The organism is Pseudomonas sp. W2Oct36, from assembly GCF_041060465.1.
Lineage (GTDB): Bacteria > Pseudomonadota > Gammaproteobacteria > Pseudomonadales > Pseudomonadaceae > Aquipseudomonas > Aquipseudomonas graminis_B.
In genome coordinates this window covers 129943-150420 of the sequence record NZ_JAUERW010000002.1, presented here as the reverse complement: position 1 = coordinate 150420, position 20478 = coordinate 129943, and the positions used below count along the sequence as shown (strand labels likewise).

The window sequence follows — 20478 nt, the reverse complement described above, 5'->3', positions numbered from 1 at the left end:
GACAGGACTCAAGTGAAGGATGGGCCGGGCTGTAGCTTTCTTGTAGTTATACTACATGACCTGCAAACCGCACAGTTAAACGATCTTCCCGTGGTCAACCGATCGGTGTTGAGGGTTAGGTCGCTTTGTAGTGTAGGGCTTTTCGTACAGGACTCCAGGCTTCAGCCAGACAACTGCGCAGGATGCCGCCCATGACGCTGGCCTCCACCGGGCGACTGATCAAGTAGCCTTGAACCTCGTCGCAACCATGAGCCCTGAGAAACTCTAGTTGCTCGCAATCTTCCACGCCCTCGGCCACAACCCTGAGGTCAAGACTGTGGGCCATCGCAATGATTGCCCGTGTAATCGCCGCGTCTTCCGCCCCTTCGTTCAAGCCGCGGATGAAGGCCTGGTCGATCTTCACGCAATGCACTGGAAATCGCTTCAGATAGCTCAACGATGAATAGCCGGTGCCGAAATCGTCGATGGCCAATTTCACGCCGAGTGCGCGCAGTTGCTGGAACGTGGTGATGATGTGCTCGACGCTCTCCAGCAACTGACTCTCGGTGAGCTCAAGCTCCAGGTATTCCGGCTTGAGCCCGGTTTCTTCCAGCACTTGCCGCACGAGGCTGACCAGCTTGCCCTGGCGCATCTGATGCACCGAGAGATTGACTGACACCCTGATCGGCGCGAGCCCCTCCCGCTGCCATTCGCATGCCTGATGGCAGGCTTTGCGCAGCACGAACTCCCCGATGTTGGCGATCAGACCGGTCTCCTCCGCCAGTCCGATGAACTCGCCGGGCGAAATCAGACCGCGCTCGGGATGACGCCAGCGCACCAGTGCTTCTGCCGAGTTCAGGCGCCCGCTTTCCAGCTCCAGTTTCGGCTGATAAAACACTTCCAGCTGCCCTTCTGCGATCGCGCGACGCAGTTGGATTTCCAGCTGCAAACGACCGGGCGTGCCCGCCTCAAGGCTTTCAGTGTAGAACTGAAAATTGTCGCCACCCAGGTGTTTGGCGTGTTGCATGGCCATATTCGCCTGGCTGACCAGCGCGGCGATGTCTCGAGCGGAACCCGGCAGCAACGCGATGCCGATAGAGGCACTGACCACCAGCTCATGGCCGGACACCGATATCGGCGAGCGCAGCTTGGCCAGCAGACGCGTCGTGATCCGCGCCATTGTGGTCAGGTTGCCGTGGCTGTCGAATAGCACGGCAAACTCGTCCGCCGACAAACGCGCGACGGTATCGGCGTCCGCTACGTGGGCGTTCAGCCGGCGCGCGACGAGGCGCAGCAACTGGTCAGCGATGTCGTGACCCAAGCTGTCATTGAGCAATTTGAAGCGATCAAGGTTGATGTGCAGCAGGGCCAGCGTTCGCCCGCCATGACGCGCACGCTGATTGGCCTCGCGCAGCCGCTCGTTGAACAACGCCCGATTGGCCAGGCCGGTCAGCTCATCGTAATGGGTCAGATAGCGCGTACGCTCTTCGTACTGGCGCGTCAGCTCGCGATTCAGCTCGTCACTTTTGGCTTGGGCCTGTTGAAGGTGCTCGATGAGCGCCACGTTCTGAAACCGCCGGATCAGGCCCCGCTCGATCAAACGGTTGACCTGCGCGGCCACCACGATCAGCGCCAGTAGCAGAATCAGGCCGAGCCAGCCCCAGCCATGGCATTGTGGGTCGCCGGTCCAGAACAGATAGAAGATGGGCGGCAGCAGGCACGGCAGCGTGAAGGTGAGGAATGCCGGAATGCTCACCGCATAGGCCACACTGGCAGACAGCGTTGCGGCGCCGATCAGGCCGAACACCCAGGCCTGTTGCGACAGGCTTTGCGCGGGCATCAGCACCAGCGCGGCGCTGGACAACGTGAAACCGCTGACACAGGCGCCGGCCAGAAACATGCGATTCCAGATTGGCTGTGAACGACGATCCATTGATGCCGACCTGAACGCTGCGACCTGCAGCACGCGCAGACTGACCAGCGCTGACAGCCATCCCAGCCAGACGCCAACCAGCACGTAACGCTCGGGGCTCCAGAGCAGCCATGCGCAGAGCAAACCATTGATGAACATGAACAGGGTCGGCAGGAGCGATCCCTGATAGAGAAGGCGGGTGCGCTCGGCGGCAAGCTGGGTCGCGAACTGCTTGCAGATGACACGGCGTGTCGCCACGGAGTCGGCCGGGGCTTCGGAGCTTAAGGTCATGGCGTTTCTTATAATTGGTGGCCTTGAACGTTCGCGGAGGATACACAAGGGACCGTCGAGACCAAACAGTCATCAATTAAAATCTACAGACGGCAAAATGCGACCGACAACATCACGACCGGCCAGCGTTAGGGTTTGCCCATGCCCTCACGGCACCCTAGAATGCCCCGATGCGCGATGACCTCTCCCTTCTGCTTAACTCCCTCAACGATGCCCAACGCCAGGCCGTAGCTGCCTCCGTGGGTCGTCAGTTGGTCCTGGCCGGCGCTGGTTCCGGCAAAACCCGTGTGCTGGTGCACCGTATCGCCTGGTTGATCCAGGTCGAGAACGCCTCGCCGCACTCGATCCTGTCGGTGACGTTCACCAACAAGGCCGCTGCCGAGATGCGCCATCGCATCGAGCAACTGATGGGTATCAACCCGGCCGGCATGTGGGTGGGCACCTTCCACGGCCTGGCGCACCGTCTGCTGCGGGCGCACTGGCAGGAAGCGGGTCTGAACCAGAGCTTCCAGATCCTCGACAGCGATGACCAGCAACGACTGGTCAAGCGCGTCATGCGCGAGCTGAATCTGGATGAGCAGCGCTGGCCGGCACGGCAGGCGCAGTGGTTCATCAACGGGCAGAAGGACGAAGGGCTGCGTCCCAAACACATTCAAGCCTCGGGCGATCTCTTTCTGACGACCATGAAGTCGGTCTACGAGGCCTATGAAGCGGCCTGTCAGCGCGCCGGCGTTATCGACTTCTCCGAGCTGCTGCTTCGCGCGCTGGACCTGTGGCGCGATAACCCGAGCCTGCTTGCGCACTATCAGCGCCGTTTCCGTCACGTGCTGGTGGACGAATTCCAGGACACCAACGCCGTTCAATACGCCTGGTTGCGCCTGCTCGCCCAGGGTGGCGACAGCCTGATGGTGGTCGGCGACGACGACCAGTCCATCTACGGCTGGCGCGGGGCGAAGATCGAGAATATTCATCAGTATTCCGAAGATTTCCCCGACACCGAGACCATTCGCCTGGAGCAGAACTACCGCTCCACCGCGAGCATCCTCAAGGCCGCCAACGGCTTGATCGTCAACAACACAGGGCGTCTGGGCAAAGAGCTGTGGACGGATGTCGGCGATGGCGAGCTGATCAATCTCTATGCCGCGTTCAACGAACACGACGAAGCGCGCTACGTGGTCGAGACCATCGAAAGCGCAATCAAGACCGGCCTGGCGCGCAGCGATATCGCCATTCTGTATCGCTCCAACGCCCAGTCGCGGGTCCTCGAAGAGGCCTTGCTGCGCGAGCGCATCCCGTACCGTATCTACGGCGGCCAGCGATTCTTCGAGCGCGCCGAAATCAAGAACGCCATGGCGTATATGCGTCTGCTGGACGGGCGTGGTAATGATTCGGCGCTGGAGCGGGTCATCAACGTCCCGCCCCGCGGTATTGGCGAGAAAACCGTCGAAGCGATTCGCGAGCATGCGCGCCATGCTGACGTTTCCATGTGGGAAGCCATGCGCCTGCTGGTCGCCAACAAAGGCCTGACCGGTCGTGCAGCGGGCGCGCTGGGCGCGTTCATCGAACTGATCGAAAACCTCGCCGCCAAGGCTGCGGACATGCCGCTGCATCTGATGACCCAAACGGTGATCGAGCAGTCCGGCCTGATCACGTACCACAAGGAAGAGAAAGGCGAGAAAGGCCAGGCCCGGGTGGAAAACCTTGAGGAACTGGTCAGCGCCGCGCGCGCCTTCGAGAACAGCGACGAAGAGGAAGACCTGACGCCACTGGCTGCCTTCCTCGGCCATGCCTCGCTGGAGGCCGGCGATACGCAGGCGGACGAGCACGAAGACAGCATTCAGCTGATGACGCTGCACAGCGCCAAAGGTCTGGAGTTTCCGTACGTGTTCCTGGTGGGCATGGAAGAAGGCCTGTTTCCACACAAGATGAGCCTGGAAGAGCCGGGGCGTCTGGAAGAAGAGCGTCGCCTGGCTTACGTGGGCATCACCCGCGCCATGCAGCATCTGGTGATGACCTACGCAGAAACCCGACGCTTGTACGGAAGCGAAACCTACAACAAGGTCTCGCGCTTCGTCCGGGAGGTGCCGGCCAATCTGATTCAGGAAGTGCGGTTGTCCAACAGCGTGACCCGGCCGTTCGGCGGTTCCAAAACCATGGCCCCGAGCCGCTTGTTCGATGGCGAAGCCATTCCGCAGAGCCAGTTCTCCCTGGGTCAGCACGTGCAGCACGCGGTGTTTGGTGAAGGCGTGATCCTCAACTTCGAGGGTTCAGGCGCTCAGGCACGGGTCCAGGTGAATTTCTCGGAAGGCAGCAAGTGGCTGATGCTGGGGTACGCGAAGCTCGAGCCGGTGTGATCGGCAACTGCCGATGCGTTGATGCCCCACTTGCATTCCCACATCCACCCCCCATCTTTCCTACAGAACTTTCTTCACCTGCCTACAACCCAAGTGGGACAGGCAGGTGAGGATCCACGCAAAAGCCGGAAACATATGGCCGCTGGTCATCCCCATGTGTCCTGTGCAACATGGCGCGCGTGCAATCCACAAACGGGAATTCCCTTATGCAACGTTTTCTTAGCATCGCTCTGGCAATGATTATCGGGCTCACCATGAGCCTCGATGTCAACGCTGCGCGTTTCGGTGGTGGCAAGAGCATGGGCTCGGCGCCAAGTCACCAGGCGCGTCAAACAGCTCCTTCTACTCCTGCCGCAGCACCTAATGCCGCCGGCCGTCCTGCGCCTGCTGCGGGCGGTGCTTCCAAATGGCTGGGCCCATTGGCCGGTCTCGCCGCCGGTGGTCTTCTGGCCTCCATGTTCATGGGCGGTGGCTTCCAGGGCATGCAGTTCTTCGACATTCTGATCATGGCGATCATCGCCTTCGTGATCTTCCGCTTCATCGCGGCGCGTCGACGCAAACAGCAGCCACAGATGGCTCCCGCCGGTGCTCCTTACCAGCGTGAAACCTTCGAACAGCCACAACCGGCCCAGAATTCGATCTTCGGCGGTTCCGCTCCAGCAGCGGCAGCCCGTCCGGTGATCAACGCACCGGCCTGGTTCAACGAAGAACGCTTCATCGAGGCTGCGCGCAGCCACTTCCAGTCGCTGCAACAGCACTGGGACGCGAACGAGATGGACAAAATCTCCGAGTTCGTGACCCCGCAGATGCTGCAGTTCCTGAAGAAGGAACGCGCCGATCTGGGCGACGGTTTCCAGTCCACGTTCATCGACAACCTCAGCGTGCAACTTGACGGTCTGGACGATCGTGCCGACAAGACGATTGCCACGCTGACGTTCAATGGTGTGTCGAAAACGTCGCGCTTCGACCAGGGCGAGGTCTTCAGCGAAAGCTGGAACATGGAACGCGCTCAGGGTGACAACCAGCCTTGGCTGGTGGCAGGTATCCGCCAGAACGGCTAATACCGCTGAGCTGCTTCAAATGAACCCCGGACTTGTTCCGGGGTTCTGTTTTTAGAGAAGCCAAGTTAATTTGGCGATGCCTTTGAGCTACTGTATAACCCGCGCAAATCGTTAGAGGATCCACGTCGTGGAAGAAGTCATTGAACAACTCCGTGAAGCCAATGAACCGGTCCCTGTCCCGCTTGAGCTGCCTGATGAAGATCAACTGGTCGAGGTTGAGGAGCAACTGTTCATCAATATCCCCTTCGTCTTCAAAGAGTTCTTGCTGACCGTCAGCGACGTGGTCTACGGCAGCCTTGAGCCCGTCACCGTCACTGACCCGGGCTCGCACACGTACCTGCCGGAAGTGGCGGCGACCGCGTGGGACATCGGCGTGCCGCGCGAGCTGATCCCGATCTGTCAGGACGGCGAGGATTACTACTGCGTTGAAGAAGACGGCACTGTGGTGCTGTGGTCTGGCGAAGAAGAACTGGTCACCGAAGAAAGCTGGGAATCCGTCTGGCACTGGGCGCGCGACGTCTGGCTGGAAAGCTGAGAAGCACAGCCGCCCTCCTCAGTCAGCCTTGAGGCACGAACCTCAAGGCTGATTCAGCGCTCATGACTCAGGGTGATTGCCCAAGGTTTCAAGCAACGCGATCTGCATGCGCGTATGCACCCGGATGAACCAGCGCCACAACACGGCAGCCACCACGGCCGCCACGACCACAATCAGCATCAGCCATTCGCGCGTCGGCAGCATGCTGGATGACAGCAATGCGATGAGCAGAAAAATCACCATCAATGACAGCAGCGGGATCACTTCGGCGATCACCCGACGGACACGCGCGGTGTGCCTGCCCGCCATCTCCGGCTTCACGCTCATCTCTGCCAGCAGCATGGACAGCGCCTTGAGCTTGCGATAAGCCGCGATCAGGAACGGCAGGGAAAGCAGCAAGCACCCACCCCAGATCCAGGCTTTTTGCTGCCCGACATCGCTGACCCAATCGCTGAAATAGACGCCAATACGCTTCGCGAAGAATGCGCCGGTGAAGAAGATGGCGATCACCAAAGCCAGATTGATCCCGACTTGCAGCAGGATCTTGCGGATCATCGCTGCCAGCACGGCGCCTTGCCCCTGCGGCTGAATGCTGCGCAACCACTCTCCGTATAGGCCAAACACCCGCGCCATGCGTGCAGGAACAATAGCGCCCAGTGTGTGGGACAACGGGTCTGCTGCCCGGATGAGGTAAGGCGTCAAGAGCGTCGTTATGGCAGACACCGCCACGGCGACCGGGTAGAGAAAATCGCTGGTAACCTGCAGCGTCATCCCCAGCGCTGCGATGATGAAGGAAAATTCGCCAATCTGTGACAGCCCCATGCCCACCCGCAGCGAGGTCTTGCCATCATTGCCCGCGATAAAAGCACCCAGCCCGCAGGAAATCATCTTGCCCAGCACCACGGCAACGGTGATCACGGCGATGGGCCAGGCGTAATCGAGCAGGATTTTCGGATCGATCATCAAGCCGATTGCGACGAAAAAGATCGCGCTGAACATGTCACGGATGGGCTCGACCAGGTGCTCGATCTTCGCCAGTTGCCTGGATTCAGCCATGATCGCGCCGATGAGAAACGCCCCCAGTACCATGCTGTATTCGAGTTTGACCACCAGCAGGCAAAACCCGAAGCACATGCCCAGCACCGTGATCAGCAGCATCTCGTTGCTGTCGAACTTCGCCACATAAGCCAGCAATCGCGGCACAACCAGAATGCCGATGACCAGCGCGACGATCATGAACAGCGACAGTTTGCCGACCGTTGAAAACACCTCGCCGGAACTGACCGTGCCGCTCACGGCGATGCCTGATAACAGCGCGATGATGCCAATGCCGAGGATGTCTTCGACGATGAGCACGCCGAAGATCAGCTGGGCGAAGCGCCGGTTTTTCATCTTTAGGTCGTTGAGCGCTTTGACGATGATGGTGGTGGACGAGATCGCCAGAATGGCACCGAGGAACAGAGAATCCATGGTATTCCAGGCGAAGAACTGGCCGATTTCGTAACCGATCCAGATCATCAGCATGATTTCGAGAAACGCGGCGATAAACGCCGTCGCACCCACCTTGAACAGTTTGCGCAGGCTGAATTCCAGGCCAAGACAAAACATCAGAAAGATTACGCCGAGTTCGGCGAGGGTCTTGATGGTGTCTTCGTCGTGGATGAGGCCAAAAGGCGGGGTGTGCGGGCCGATGATAAAGCCGGCGACAATGTAGCCGAGTACGACGGGTTGCTTGAGCCGATGAAACACCACCGTTACGACGCCAGCGACGAGCATGATCACAGCCAGGTCTTGAATGAAACTGATGGCATGCATGGGCGCTGCTCCTGCTGGCAATCGGTGAAATATGCGTATCTGCCTGAAAGAGGGACGACTGCTGTACGAAAACTCGCCAACGAGGTCCGATTATTCTGACTGAGACGCAGGATTTACCCCATCCAAGGGCTTCCGCAGGTTAACACCGCACAAAAGCGCGAGAAGCCAGTGCAATATATGGAAACAGATGGGTGCAGGGCGTGACGGCGGAGCGGCCGTTGGCGTCCCGGTATCGATGGTTTTGTAGCCAATCTGCAATTCGAGCACCTGAGCAAGGTGCCTTCTGACCCTTTTAGACCGTGAGCACGCTATGGAACCCGGAAACGCCCAGCTGTCGATGACTGTATTGATGACCCCGGACATGGCCAACTTCTCCGGCAACGTGCACGGCGGGACGCTGCTGAAGTACCTCGATGAAGTGGCTTACGCGTGCGCGAGCCGTTATGCGGGACGCTATGTCGTGACGCTGTCGGTGGATCAGGTGATTTTCCGTGAGCCGATTCACGTCGGCGAGCTGGTCACGTTCCTGGCATCGGTCAACTACACCGGCAATACGTCGATGGAAGTGGGCATCAAGGTGGTGACCGAAAACATCCGCGAACGCTCGGTTCGTCACACCAACAGTTGCTTCTTCACCATGGTGGCGGTGGACGACCAGCGCAAACCTGCCGGCGTACCACCGCTGACGCCGACCAACAGCGAAGACAAGCGCCGTTACGTGCAGGCACAACAACGCCGCCAGATCCGTCAGGAACTGGAGAAGCGTTATCGTGAAATCAAGGATGAGCCCGTTTAAGCCAGCGCCGGGATTCGCTCTACAACCGGACGGCTTCGAACTTGACGCGCGGGTGAGCGATTCGGTCCTGCGCGCGCACCAGCTCCAGCTCGTAGCTGCCGCAGGCCTGGGTTTCCAGCAGCACCTCATGCACTGCTGAGGCCGCGAATTCGAAGGCGCTGCGCAGGTCGTCACCCAGCAGAATCCGGGACAGGAACAGCCCGGACGTCAGGTCGCCCACACCGACCGGCTGCCGAGGGAATGCCAGCAGCGGTCGGCGCAGGTGCCAGGTTTCGTGTTCGGTCACGAGCAGCATCTCAAAGCCGTCTGCAGGTTTCTCCGGATAGGCCAAGTGTTTGACGACCACCGCCTTCGGACCTCGGGCCAGCAACGCCCGCGCCATGGCCACGCAGTCGAGCAACGATTCGGGTTTGCGGCCGGAGAAGCTGTCCAGCTCCAGCTGATTGGGGCACAGAAAGTCGGCGACTGCAGCGGCCTCGTCCAGCAGGAAATCGCTGACCTCTTGGGGCACGATGCAACCCTTCTCCGGGTGCCCCATCACCGGATCACACAGATACAGCGCGCGCGGGTTGGCACGTTTGATCTGCGCAACGGCGCTCAGAATCGCCCGCCCCTGCGCTGCGCTGCCCAGATAACCCGACAGCACCGCGTCGCAATTCCCCAACTCGCCTATCGCGGCAATCCCCTCGACCAGCGCCGGAATCTGCTGCGGCGCCAAGACTTCCCCCGCCCAGTGGCCATACTGGGTGTGGTTGGAGAACTGAACGGTATTCAACGGCCAGACATTGATGCCGATACGCTGCATAGGGAACACGGCTGCGCTGTTGCCGGCGTGACCAAACACGACGTGCGACTGGATGGCGAGTAGATGGGGCGTGCGTTTCATGACAGGTTCCTGAGACCGGGAAGGCACAGTAGTGGCGATGCCGGACGAAGTGAAGCGAAATTAAACTTTCGGGCTATGGCTGTCTGTCACCCGACGCAGTTAAGCTGCAAGTCTTCTGTTGGAGTTCCTTTTCCATGCTGACCCTGGGCAACATTTTCGTCCTCATGCTGCTGGCGACCGCCGGCGCCTGGCTGTGGCACGCCCATGGCCTGCGTGAACGGGCGCTCGAACGCGTCAAACAGCACTGCGCCAAACTTGAGCTCGAACTGCTCGACGGCAACGTCGCGCTGAAGAAACTCGCTTTCAAGCGCGACAATGAGGGCCGCAAGCGCCTGGCACGGGTGTATAACTTCGAGTTCACCGTCACCGGTGAACATCGGCATCCCGGCACGATCACCATGTTTGGTGCCCATGCGGCGCAGATCGAACTGGCGCCCTACCCGTTCGAGATCAAAGACCCCAAGCCCACGGCCGAAATTATCCAGCTGAGCCAGTGGCGTCAGGAACACAACAAGTGGAAACAGTGATCCGCTGTGGATAACTCGCTTTAAAGCAGACAGGCCGCCAGTGCTGTCTGCAAAGCGGCCTCGTCCTGGGGCTTCTCGAAGATCAGCTCAAGGCGAGAGTCTCTGCGCCACTCACTCGACGTCCATTCCAGCGAACTCCCGTTTAGCGCATTGCCTGAGATCCACCCCTTCTCGCTGTGGATAACCAGCTTGGCGCGCCGCCAGCCCAAGGGTTGCAGCCAGCCTTGCACCTTTGCCGCATCGAATACCCGCTCAGGGTGCCAGCGCCACCCAATGCTCCAGCCCTCCGCCTGTTGCTGGCTCAGGCACACCGGCGCCATCGGGTCCGACCACGTTGCGGGGAGTTGCGCCAATGACCGGGGGATGGCCGGATTGTCGGAGCCAGCGTGAGCGTTGACGTCGATGCCGGGCAACGCATTCAGAGACAACGCGCCGTGATCAGTCCAGCGCAGCGGCCGAACAGGCAGTCCATCTGTAATCGCCGTTCGCGTCGACGCGTCCAGTCCATCAGACTTGTTCAACACCAACAGGCCCGCCTGCGCCAGGGCGTCTTGCTGGGTGTCAGGCAGCGTTTTGCCCTGGGCAAGCGCCTGGGCGTCGAGCACCATGACACTGGGCTGGATCGCCAGCACGCCGATCCAGGGCGCTTCATGTAGTTGCTTGATCAACTGAACCGGATGCCCCAGCCCAGAGGGCTCGATGAGCAGGCGGTCCGGTCTGGCCTTGCGCAACAACCGGCCGAGCCCCACCTGAAAAGGCGCGCCGTTGACGCAGCACAGGCAACCGCCAGCCACCTCACCAAGTGCGATACCATCGTCGCCGGTCGTCAGCAGTGCCGCATCCAGGCCTATCTGGCCGAACTCATTGATCAGCACAGCCCAGCGCTCGTGCGCAGGTTTCTGCTCGAGAAGATGCCTGATCAGGCTCGTCTTGCCAGCACCTAAAGGGCCTGCAATGACATGAGTGGGGATGTTCTGCAGCATGTCGGCCATTCTTGAGTTCGCTCCTGAAGTGAGCGCTGACGGAGGTAATTGATGCGAATAATCAGGCTGCCCATGGGGCTGGCGTGGGCGCTGCTGGCGATGACGTCGGCGCAGGTCTGGGCCGAGTCGTGCGTTGTACGCAGCCAAGGCGAGCGAGTGGACGTCAAAGTCTGTCAGGAAAACCTGAACATTCCGCCAGACCTGTTCCATGACGGCTTCTGCAAACCCCAGCTCAAGGATCAGAAAACCGAGGTCACGTATTCGGAACAGTGCCCCTCCGGTTCATTTGGCCAGTGCAGCAACGCGCAGGTGGCCAATATGCCTTATCGGCAGAACATTCACTATTACGGCGTGGCCAGCGACGCGGCGTTTCTCAAACCGTTCTGCGAGCAGCAGAGCAAAGGCATCTGGAAAACGCAGTAAGTCGGACCGGTTTTAGGCCGCGTCGCCATACCAGTCGCCGAACGGATCAGGCATCGAGCGCCAGCACGCGACGCCGGCCGCCATCTCGGCGTCGGTCAGCAAGCATTCATCCAACTCGGCAGCCAGCCGACCGAAGTCGATGTTCTGACCGATGAACACCAGTTCCTGACGGCAATCACCGGTCTCCGCCTCCCAGCTGCGCATGATCACCTGCGTGCTTTCGTCATCCTGCGGCCACTGCGCTTTGGGCACGAAGCGCCACCAACGACCGGCGAAACCATGACGCATCAAGCCGCCGGCCTGGGACCAACTGCCGGCGTCCTCGTGCTTGCTGGCGAGCCAGAAAAACCCCTTCGAGCGCAGCAGACGGCCGTTTTCCCACGGCGCATTCAGGAAGTCGAAAAAGCGTTGGGGGTGAAAGGGCCGACGCGCCCGATAAGCCGTGGATGCGATGCCATACTCTTCAGTCTCCGGCGCGTGTTCGCCACGCAATTCCTTGAGCCAGCCCGGTGCCTGCGCCGCGCGCTCGAAGTCGAAACGGCCCGTGTCGAGAATCTTGCCGAGGGGCACGGCGCCCATGACCATGGGCAGAATCTCCGCCTGACTGTTGAGGCGACGCAAAATGGCCATCAGTTCCCGGCGATCGGTAGAGCTGATCAGGTCGATCTTGCTGATCAGGATCACGTCGGCGAACTCGACCTGCTCAATCAGCAGATCAGTGATCGCCCGCTCGTCCTCATCGCCCAGGGTCTCGCCACGTGTAGCCAGGCTTTCTGCAGCGTTGAAGTCCTGCAGAAAATTCAGGCCATCGACCACCGTCACCATCGTGTCGAGACGGGCAACATCGGCCAGGCTCCGGCCCTGTTCATCACGGAAGGTAAAGGTCTCCGCCACGGGAAGCGGCTCGGAAATGCCCGTGGACTCGATCAGCAGATAGTCAAAGCGGCCTTCATGGGCCAGCCGGCTGACCTCTTCCAGCAAATCTTCGCGCAGGGTGCAGCAAATGCAGCCGTTGCTCATCTCTACCAGTTTTTCTTCCGCCCGATTGAGGCTGACGTCCCGCTGAACTTCGCTCCCGTCGATGTTGATCTCGCTCATGTCGTTGACGATCACCGCGACGCGCAGGTTTTCGCGGTTGCGCAGAATGTGGTTCAGCAGCGTGCTTTTGCCCGCGCCAAGAAAGCCGGACAGAACGGTAACGGGAAGGCGGTTCATGAAGGTTTCACCAGAGTACGGTTGTGATCGCTTTTTACGTTATAGTATAACGATACAAAGGCGCTAATCTTTTTTGAAGGCAGCTTCATGACGCGGTGGTTTGGGTTGTTGGCAGGGTGTTCGCTGGTGCTGAGTACGCAGGCGTTCGCCCTGCCACCCTCGCCCAGGCTGGACAAGTCGTTGTGCACGCGCACTGCGACGCTGTTGGCCTGCACCGATGCCGACGACAACACGTACAGCGTGGCGGTGGCAGGGAAGACGATGTTCGTGCGCGGCTTCGAAAGCGTGGGCAAGCGCCGCTGGGCGCAGACCAACAGCCGTTATGGCTCGCTGACGTTTTTTACCGGGCTGGCATCGGACGGCGAGACGTGGGTGGGTTATACCCGGAAAGTGGGGTGGACGACGATCAGTCGGGTGTCCAGTTCAAGCGGGAGCCGGACCAAGATTACCTGCGACCGAGTGATGGGCTGTCGGTGACCCCGATTCCTCGGCGCTCCCACAATGGGTGTTCAGCCAGGTGCATCTGCAGTGGTGTCAAGTTTGATGAGAGCGAACTTGCACATTCTGCCTCATGATTTAGTCCGTCAGACCAACGCCTCATTCGCCTTTTGCGCTTGGCGCCAAGCCAGATATGACCCTGCTGGGGGATTGCGCTCGAAGTAGCGCTTCATGCCATCAAACAAACCATCGGCCACGGCCTGTTGATGGCGCGCAGTGACAAGGCGCTGACTGTCTCGGCTGTTGGAGATGAAGCCGGTCTCGACCAGAATCGATGGGACATCCGGTGACTTCAGCACCGCAAAACCGGCCTGTTCCACACGTTTCTGGTGCAGCGTCGTGATCCCTTCCAGGCTGCCCAGTACGGTGTGACCCAAATCCAGACTCGCGGCGATCGTGGCGTTCATCGACATGTCGAGAATCACACCGGCCAGCATCGGGTCCTTGTCTTTCAGGTTCAACAGGCTGGTCGCGCCGATCAGGTCGGCGCCGTTTTCACGCTGCGCCATGAAGCGCGCTGTCGCGGAGGTCGCGCCGTTCTCCGACAAGGCAAACACCGACGCGCCGGAAGCCGTCAAACGAGGCGCTGCGTCGGCATGGACCGAAATGAACATGTCAGCGTTGTATTTGCGCGCGACGTCCACGCGCTTGCGCAGCGGAACGAAGAAGTCGTCATTGCGAACCAGGCGCACATCAAAACCCTTTTCGCGCTTCAAACGCTTGGCGAGCAATTGCGCGATGGACAGCACGACGTCCTTCTCCCGCTCACCCTTCGAGCCGACGGCGCCAGGGTCTTTGCCGCCGTGGCCTGCGTCGACGACCACCATGATGTCGCGCTTGGAACGGTCCCTTCCCGCGGACTGCGCGGGAGGCTTCTTCGCCAACGGTGCGGCTGCAGCCAACTGCACCGGCGGACGGGCAAGTACGTCATGCCCCAGATCAAGAACCAGCCGGTTGCCCTGCGCGCCATCGGGACCCAGCAGGAAGCTGTTGATCTGCACGGGGGATGTCAGGTCGAGCACGATGCGCGTATCGCTCTGACCGAAGTGGCCGGAACGAATGGACTTGATCGGCGTGTTTTCCAGCGCCAGCTGACTGAAGTTGCCCTCAAGCCGCGCGCCGCTGACATCAATGATGATCCGCTCGGGCGCGCTGAGCGTGAAGGTCTTGTACTGCACCGGGCCACTCAGGTCGAACACCAGACGCAGCTTGCTATCGGAACGCCACAGTCGAGCGTTTCGGATCTGCGTCGCGTTGACTGAGAATGGAAGCGCAAAGGCGGCGCTGGCCAAAAGCATGTTGAGCAGCATTTGACGTCGGTGCATGGCACGTTCCGATGGCGTTGAGCATCCCGGCTCAGAGATGGAGGGCGATAGTTACAATATAACAGCCGGGCCATCGGACGAAGATGAAGCTTTTTATAAGATCGGCGGGGTTTTAGTGAGCCTCATCAACGCCTAAGGCGGAAAAGCTCATGTGAAACAACACCATGTTCCACGTGGAACACGACCCGCTGTCTGCACCAACAAAAACGCCCTGACAAGTCAGGGCGCTTATGGAACATTGTGAATCAGGTTCTCGGTTTTACCGTTCCGCATTGCTGGCCCAGCCAAACAGCTCGGGTGTCCATGCTGCCGTTCTGCTGCTGCCCTGTAGCGTTGAAGGAGCCAATGACGTGGGTATTGAACTCACGGTCACTCAGGAACTGTGCAGTGCCGGTGCCTTGAGCGCGAGGGCAGCTGAACTTGAATTTCCAGGTAGCGCCGGTACGTTCGGTGATCTGCTGGGTGCAGCCCGACTTCGGATCGGTCAGCGGGATCTGCTCATTCTTGACCTGCTCTTGGGTCAGGCAAATACGTACGCCCTTACCACCCAGAGTAACGCCTTGTTTTTCCAGCATTTGCTCCATGGCCGCGCGCTGCTGCGGCGCCATCATTTGCAGCTGGGACAGCATCACCTGCAGGTCCGGCATCTGCTGACCGTCGACCTGCATGTTGCTAGAACTCAACTCCCACAGCCCCGGCTGCAACACCTGCGCCTGGGCGAAGGGGGCAGTCAGACAAACCATCAACGCCAGTACGCGCTTTTTCATGAATCGGGTTCCTTTATTACTCTTGGGCATCTTGATGCGGCCTGCTTGCAAGCCACTGAACGATGACGGTTAGACGGCAGATCGGGTAGCCAGTTGCACCCGCAATAAAATAGCGACAATCCTGGTGCAGTGTGGTCTGTTAGACACCAATAAGCTTCTAGCACAAGGTTGCGCATGGATTACCACAGCCCGTATTTCTTTGGCTATTTGCTGGGTTTCACTCACCTGCTGGGCATTGTCGCAGCAATCCACGCCTTACTCACCGTACGTACTGCTCAGGGCTCTATTGCCTGGGCGATGCCCCTCATTTTCATCCCTTATGTCGCCCTCCTCCCGTACCTTGTTTTCGGGCGGAGTACGTTCGATGCCTACATCAAAGCACGGCGTCAGGCGAACACCGAGATGCGCACAGCGATCGCCGACTTCAACTGGAAGCCATGGATTGAAGAGGCGGTGGCCGCGCGGCGCTCGGACGCTTATCGCTCGCTGCGCGCGATGCCAAAACTGGGCCGCATGCCGTGTCTGGCGAATAACGAAGTGAAGCTGTTGATCAACGGGGATGAAACATTCGGTGCGATTTTCGAGGCCATCAAAAGCGCCCGGGAAGTGGTGTTCGTGCAGTTTTTCATCATCCATGACGATGATCTCGGTCGCCGACTGCAAGGGCTGTTGCTGGAAAAAGCCGCTGAAGGCGTAGCGATTCATGTGCTCTACGACCGCATCGGCAGCCATGCGTTACCGGCGCGCTACATCGACAAACTGCGTGCCGGTGGCGTTCAGATCAAGGCCTTTGCCACACGGGGCGGCTGGCTGACGCGCTTCCAGATCAACTTCCGTAACCACCGCAAGATCGTCGTGGTGGATGGCATCAAAGGCTTCGTTGGCGGGCACAACGTGGGCGATGAGTACCTCGGCCTCAAGCCGCCGCTGGCGCCATGGCGCGACACTCACGTTAGCGTTGTCGGACCTGTCGTGGCGTGCTTGCAGGAATCGTTCGCCGAGGACTGGTTCTGGGCGACTCGTGAAATCCCCCCGCTGATCCTGCCCGACAGCTACCCGGAAGACGGCGTACTGTGCCAGTTACTTGCCAGCGGCCCGGCCGATGCGCAGGAAACCTGCTCGCTGTTCTTCGTCGAAGCCATTCATGCGGCGACCGAACGGGTGTGGATCACCACACCCTATTTCATTCCCGATGAAGCAGTGTCGGCGGCGCTGAGATTGGCGGTCCTGCGCGGCGTGGATGTGCGCCTGCTGCTGCCGTCGCGTCCAGATCACTACACGGTCTATGCCGCCTCCAGCTTGTTTGCGTTTGAAGCCGTCCGCGCAGGCGTTCGCATCTTTCGCTACAAACCCGGCTTCCTGCACCAGAAGGTGGTGCTGGTGGATAACGCGATCTCGGCGATCGGCAGCGCCAACCTGGACAATCGTTCGTTCCGGCTCAACTTCGAACTCATGCTCTTGACCGTGGATGAGGATTTCGCACGCGAGGTCGAAACCATGTTGATCGACGACTTCGCCCTCTCCCACGAAATCTCCAGTGAAGAGAGCAAAGAGACCCATCACCTTCAGCAGTTGGGAATGCGCGTTGCCAGGCTGATTTCGCCGATTCTGTAGATGTGATTGAGCAGTACGCCAAGTGTGGGAGTGAGCTTGCTCACGAAGACGGTATTTCAACCGCCGATGATTCGATGGATGTACCGACGTCTTCGCGAGCAAGCTCGCTCCCACAAGTTTTAGCAATTACGCGTAGATATCGTCCCTGGTCAGCGGCAAATTATGGCTGCCATCCGCATGCGGCTTGACCGCCAGAATCTGGTGCAGATTGATCCAGCCCTTGGAAAACGCATACGCACAACCAGCCAGGTACAACCGGAAGATCCTCAGTGCCTGCTCCGGCACCATCGCAGCGGCGAGGTCGAGCTTCTCCTCCAGACGGGCGCTCCAGTGCTCCAGCGTCCTGGCGTAGTGCAGGCGCAGGCTTTCCACATCGACCACCTCCAGCCCGGCCTCGCTGATGAATCCGGTGATCATCGACAGGTGCGGCAGCTCACCATTGGGAAACACATAGCGATCAATAAAATCTCCTGCGCCGCGCCCGACAGGTCGCCCGTCGGTGTGCTTGGCGGTGATGCCGTGGTTCATCACCAGACCGCCCTCCTTCACCGCACCGAACAAACACTTTGCGTACAGCTCAAGATTGGCGTGGCCGACATGCTCGAACATGCCAACGCTGACGACCTTGTCGAAGCGGCCGTCCCTGGGCAGATCCCGGTAGTCGAGCAGCTGCAGTTCGACACGGTCCTGCAGACCGTCCGCGCGCACCCGCTCCTGGGCAAGCGCCAGTTGCTCACGGCTTAACGTGATGCCGAACACCCGGACGCCGTACTCACTCGCGGCAAAGCGGGAAAGCCCTCCCCAGCCACAACCCACGTCGAGAAGGTACTCCCCCGGTTTGAGGCGCAGCTTGCGGCACAGGTGATGAAACTTGTTCTGCTGCGCCTGATCGAGCGTCTCGTTGCCGGACTTGAAGTAGGCGCAGGAGTAGACCATCTCCCGGTCCAGCCACAAGCGGTAGAAGTCGTTGGAGAGGTCGTAGTGGTAGGAAATCGACGCGGCGTCGGTGGCCTTGTCGTGCTCGGTGCGCACCGGGAGATTGTCATCGCCCTCGTCTACCAGCGCTTTGGTCAGCTCGTCGCACACCCGGACCACTTCGCTGATTGACCCTTCCAGCTCAAGCCGGCCTTCAACGAAAGCACTGCCCAGAAGGCCCAAACTCGGGTGGGTGAAATCGGAAACGAGGGACGGGTCTTTAACCACGATCGTGACGCGGGGATCATTTCCCAAGTCGAGCTCGTTGCCGTCCCAGAGCTTGAGACGCAGCGGCAAATGAAGGTTCTGTAACGCCGGTGGAAGTTGCGCGAGCATATGAAATCCCCCTGATCCAGCTACATGGAAAAGGGTAGTCCATAACCGGCTCCAGACCAGGAGCCGTCAGGCGATCGGCTTGTTTGAACGACGACGAATCTACAACGGGTACAACCTCGTGCCCCAGAATTCGAGCCAATGTGACGCCTGCAAATGGAGCACCCCGAACAAGACTGAACTTAATTTGTAACAGAGTTCTTCAAAGCTCAAGCGAATTTTAATACTTAGGGGAGCCCTCTAACCCGGCGCTTTCGATGCAGGCGCCGGGGAATATGGCTTAGGAAGGATTGTGAAACTTCGCGATGGGCTCGTGGAAACGCAGCAGTCGCCCAGCATTACCCAGCACTAGCAGCGTGCTGAGGTTATGCAAAACCGCCGCGATCATGGCGCCTGCGGCACCCAGCACACCGAAAGCCGCCATGGCGACAATGGCCAGCGTCCAGCCCAGTCCAATGAGCACGTTCACTTGCAGGGTGTGGCGACACTGACGGCTCAGCCGCACACAGGTGCCCAGCCGGCGCAGATCACTGCCGATCAACACGATGTCGGCGGAGGCCAGCGCGATATCCGCACCGCCCGCGCCCATCGCCACGCCAACCACCCCGGCCTTGAGCGCCAGGGAGTCGTTGATGCCATCGCCCACGACCATCGGGCGAAAGCCTTTTTTGATTTCGCTCAGCACCCGACTCAGCTTGTCCTCGGGCAACGCCTGAGCGTGGATATCACTGATGCCGACCTCCTGACCGAGGCTGTCGGCGACACTCTGGCGATCCCCCGTCAGCAGTAACTGCCGACCCATGCCCAGTTCGCGCAGTTCACTGAGCGCCTGACGCGCCTCGGGCTTGAGGCTGTCGGCCAGCAGCAGCCAGGCCAGGAAGTGGCCATTGACCGCGAGCCCGGCAATCGGGCCATCGTGATCGGGGATCGGCGAGGTCGCGATGCCCATCTGCGCGAACAGCTCAGGCCGCCCCAAGGCGGCTTCACCCCGCGCGGTCTGCGCAACGACGCCCAGCCCTTGGCGCTCTCGAATGTCGTCCAGTGGGAGCAGATGATCCTTGTCCACCAACGTGGCCAGCGCGCGACTGACCGGGTGACTGCTCGCCGAGCCCAGGCTTGCCGCCAGCTCAATGACGTCGTCGCCCGCGCCCTCCTCGGCCTGAACCGATTGCAGACGCAAACTGCCATAGGTCAGCGTGCCGGTCTTGTCGACGACCAGTGAAGTGAGGTCGGCCAGTTCTTCAAGGAAAGCCGAACTGCGGATCAAAATGCCGTGACGCGCGGCGACTGCAATACCGGCGATGGCTGTCGCCGGCGCTGACAGCACCAGCGCGCAAGGGCAGGCAGCGACCAATACCGCCAGCATGGCCTGGGCGTTATTGGTGATGAACCAGGTCACGGCCGCAATCAGCAGCACCAGCACCATGTAGCTGCCCGCGTACTTTTCCAACAGGCGAGTGATGGGCGGTTTGGAGCGCTCAGCGCTTTGCATCAGCGCGATGACCTTGCCCAGGGTCGACTCGTTGCCAATGCGCGTCACTTCAATGCGCAGCAGCCCGTCGAGGTTGATCGCGCCGCCGAAGACTTCCATGCCGGCGCGCGCTTCGAGCGGAACCGACTCTCCGGTGATGGGCGCCGTATCGAGGCTGGCCTGCCCCGAGACCACCAAGCCGTCGGCCGGGACACGGTCACCGGCGCGCACTTCGACGCGATCACCGGCCACCAGCGTACCGTTGTCGACTTCGCAAATGGAGCCATCCTTATCGATCAGCCGGGCGTGGCTGCGGGTCAGACGGCCCAATGCCTGAATGGCTTCCTGGGAGCCGATCACGCTGCGCTCTTCCAGCACGTGGCCGAAAATCATGATGATCGGCAGCAACGCGGCGGTCATCAAATCGCCCGTCGCCCACGCGCCCAGCATGGCCAGTGCGATCAATTGGTCAGTAATGCCGTGCAGGCTGGGGTACCGCAAGCTGTGCCAGCCGGCGCTGACCACCGGGATGGCGACCAACAGCGAGGCGGCGCCCAACAGCAACTGGCTGACGCCGACTTGCTCGGGCGAGAAAAATCGCCACACCAGCCCCAGCGCGAGCAGGCCGAGGGCAAGCATCGCCAGCGTCAACTGTCGGGCTGCGCTTCGCTGTTCACGGCTGGTGAGCATGCTGCCGGGCGCGTCGGGCTCGGCATGC

General features: G+C 60.2%; 17 protein-coding genes. 8 read left to right on the top strand and 9 right to left on the bottom strand.

Annotated elements, in window-relative coordinates; translation table 11 throughout:
* Nucleotides 1-115: 115 nt before the first annotated feature.
* Nucleotides 116-2182, bottom strand: a complete 2067-nt coding sequence (locus QWI18_RS03380) for a bifunctional diguanylate cyclase/phosphodiesterase (RefSeq protein WP_065988146.1) — start codon at nucleotides 2180-2182, stop codon at nucleotides 116-118.
* 170 nt (nucleotides 2183-2352) lie between these two features.
* Here QWI18_RS03380 and uvrD point away from each other — a divergent pair, with 170 nt between their 5' ends.
* From uvrD to QWI18_RS03365, 3 genes are all read left to right on the top strand, one after another.
* Nucleotides 2353-4536, top strand: a complete 2184-nt coding sequence (gene uvrD / locus QWI18_RS03375) for a DNA helicase II (protein ID WP_065988144.1) — start codon at nucleotides 2353-2355, stop codon at nucleotides 4534-4536.
* A 206-nt stretch (nucleotides 4537-4742) separates the two neighbouring features.
* The gene (locus QWI18_RS03370) at nucleotides 4743-5597 is read left to right on the top strand and encodes a Tim44 domain-containing protein (RefSeq protein ID WP_369318214.1); all 855 of its coding nucleotides are present in this window, start codon (nucleotides 4743-4745) and stop codon (nucleotides 5595-5597) included.
* A 127-nt stretch (nucleotides 5598-5724) separates the two neighbouring features.
* Nucleotides 5725-6132, top strand: a complete 408-nt coding sequence (locus tag QWI18_RS03365; protein WP_065988140.1) for an SMI1/KNR4 family protein — start codon at nucleotides 5725-5727, stop codon at nucleotides 6130-6132.
* A 60-nt stretch (nucleotides 6133-6192) separates the two neighbouring features.
* Here the strand turns inward: QWI18_RS03365 and QWI18_RS03360 are convergent, their stop codons facing one another.
* Nucleotides 6193-7947 (bottom strand): cation:proton antiporter, encoded by a 1755-nt coding sequence (locus tag QWI18_RS03360; protein ID WP_192130619.1) that lies wholly within the window; start codon nucleotides 7945-7947, stop codon nucleotides 6193-6195.
* Nucleotides 7948-8257: 310 nt separating this feature from the next.
* On the opposite strand from QWI18_RS03360, the gene QWI18_RS03355 reads away from it, so the two are divergent.
* On the top strand, nucleotides 8258-8743 hold the full coding sequence (locus QWI18_RS03355; protein ID WP_065988133.1) for an acyl-CoA thioesterase: 486 nt from the start codon (nucleotides 8258-8260) through the stop codon (nucleotides 8741-8743).
* Nucleotides 8744-8762: 19 nt separating this feature from the next.
* Here QWI18_RS03355 and pdxY read toward each other — a convergent pair whose 3' ends face one another.
* A complete protein-coding gene (gene pdxY / locus QWI18_RS03350; protein WP_296305898.1) occupies nucleotides 8763-9629 on the bottom strand; it encodes a pyridoxal kinase PdxY in 867 nt (288 codons plus the stop codon).
* A 134-nt stretch (nucleotides 9630-9763) separates the two neighbouring features.
* Between pdxY and QWI18_RS03345 the strand changes: the two genes are divergently transcribed.
* Complete coding sequence (locus QWI18_RS03345; RefSeq protein ID WP_192130617.1) at nucleotides 9764-10156, top strand: DUF3301 domain-containing protein; 393 nt, start codon at nucleotides 9764-9766, stop codon at nucleotides 10154-10156.
* Between the two features lie 20 nt (nucleotides 10157-10176).
* On the opposite strand, the gene QWI18_RS03340 is transcribed toward QWI18_RS03345, so the two are convergent.
* Nucleotides 10177-11139, bottom strand: coding sequence for a GTP-binding protein (locus QWI18_RS03340; RefSeq protein ID WP_296305922.1), 963 nt, complete (start codon nucleotides 11137-11139; stop codon nucleotides 10177-10179).
* Between the two features lie 51 nt (nucleotides 11140-11190).
* Between QWI18_RS03340 and QWI18_RS03335 the strand changes: the two genes are divergently transcribed.
* On the top strand, nucleotides 11191-11562 hold the full coding sequence (locus QWI18_RS03335; protein WP_065988123.1) for an NADH:ubiquinone oxidoreductase: 372 nt from the start codon (nucleotides 11191-11193) through the stop codon (nucleotides 11560-11562).
* A 12-nt stretch (nucleotides 11563-11574) separates the two neighbouring features.
* On the opposite strand, the gene zigA is transcribed toward QWI18_RS03335, so the two are convergent.
* The gene (gene zigA, locus QWI18_RS03330; protein ID WP_369318213.1) at nucleotides 11575-12777 is read right to left on the bottom strand and encodes a zinc metallochaperone GTPase ZigA; all 1203 of its coding nucleotides are present in this window, start codon (nucleotides 12775-12777) and stop codon (nucleotides 11575-11577) included.
* Nucleotides 12778-12864: 87 nt separating this feature from the next.
* On the opposite strand from zigA, the gene QWI18_RS03325 reads away from it, so the two are divergent.
* Nucleotides 12865-13254, top strand: a complete 390-nt coding sequence (locus QWI18_RS03325; protein ID WP_065988119.1) for a glutamine synthetase — start codon at nucleotides 12865-12867, stop codon at nucleotides 13252-13254.
* A gap of 107 nt (nucleotides 13255-13361) precedes the next feature.
* Here the strand turns inward: QWI18_RS03325 and QWI18_RS03320 are convergent, their stop codons facing one another.
* Together QWI18_RS03320 and QWI18_RS03315 are read right to left on the bottom strand one after the other, a co-directional pair.
* Nucleotides 13362-14600 (bottom strand): N-acetylmuramoyl-L-alanine amidase, encoded by a 1239-nt coding sequence (locus tag QWI18_RS03320; RefSeq protein WP_369318212.1) that lies wholly within the window; start codon nucleotides 14598-14600, stop codon nucleotides 13362-13364.
* Between the two features lie 245 nt (nucleotides 14601-14845).
* Nucleotides 14846-15367, bottom strand: coding sequence for a DUF3617 domain-containing protein (locus QWI18_RS03315; protein ID WP_065988113.1), 522 nt, complete (start codon nucleotides 15365-15367; stop codon nucleotides 14846-14848).
* Nucleotides 15368-15541: 174 nt separating this feature from the next.
* Between QWI18_RS03315 and cls the strand changes: the two genes are divergently transcribed.
* On the top strand, nucleotides 15542-16981 hold the full coding sequence (gene cls / locus QWI18_RS03310) for a cardiolipin synthase (protein WP_065988111.1): 1440 nt from the start codon (nucleotides 15542-15544) through the stop codon (nucleotides 16979-16981).
* Nucleotides 16982-17107: 126 nt separating this feature from the next.
* Here cls and cfaB read toward each other — a convergent pair whose 3' ends face one another.
* Together cfaB and QWI18_RS03300 are read right to left on the bottom strand one after the other, a co-directional pair.
* Nucleotides 17108-18292 (bottom strand): C17 cyclopropane fatty acid synthase CfaB, encoded by a 1185-nt coding sequence (cfaB, locus tag QWI18_RS03305; protein WP_296305907.1) that lies wholly within the window; start codon nucleotides 18290-18292, stop codon nucleotides 17108-17110.
* 277 nt (nucleotides 18293-18569) lie between these two features.
* Nucleotides 18570-20450 (bottom strand): cation-translocating P-type ATPase, encoded by a 1881-nt coding sequence (locus tag QWI18_RS03300; RefSeq protein ID WP_369318355.1) that lies wholly within the window; start codon nucleotides 20448-20450, stop codon nucleotides 18570-18572.
* Nucleotides 20451-20478: the final 28 nt, after the last annotated feature.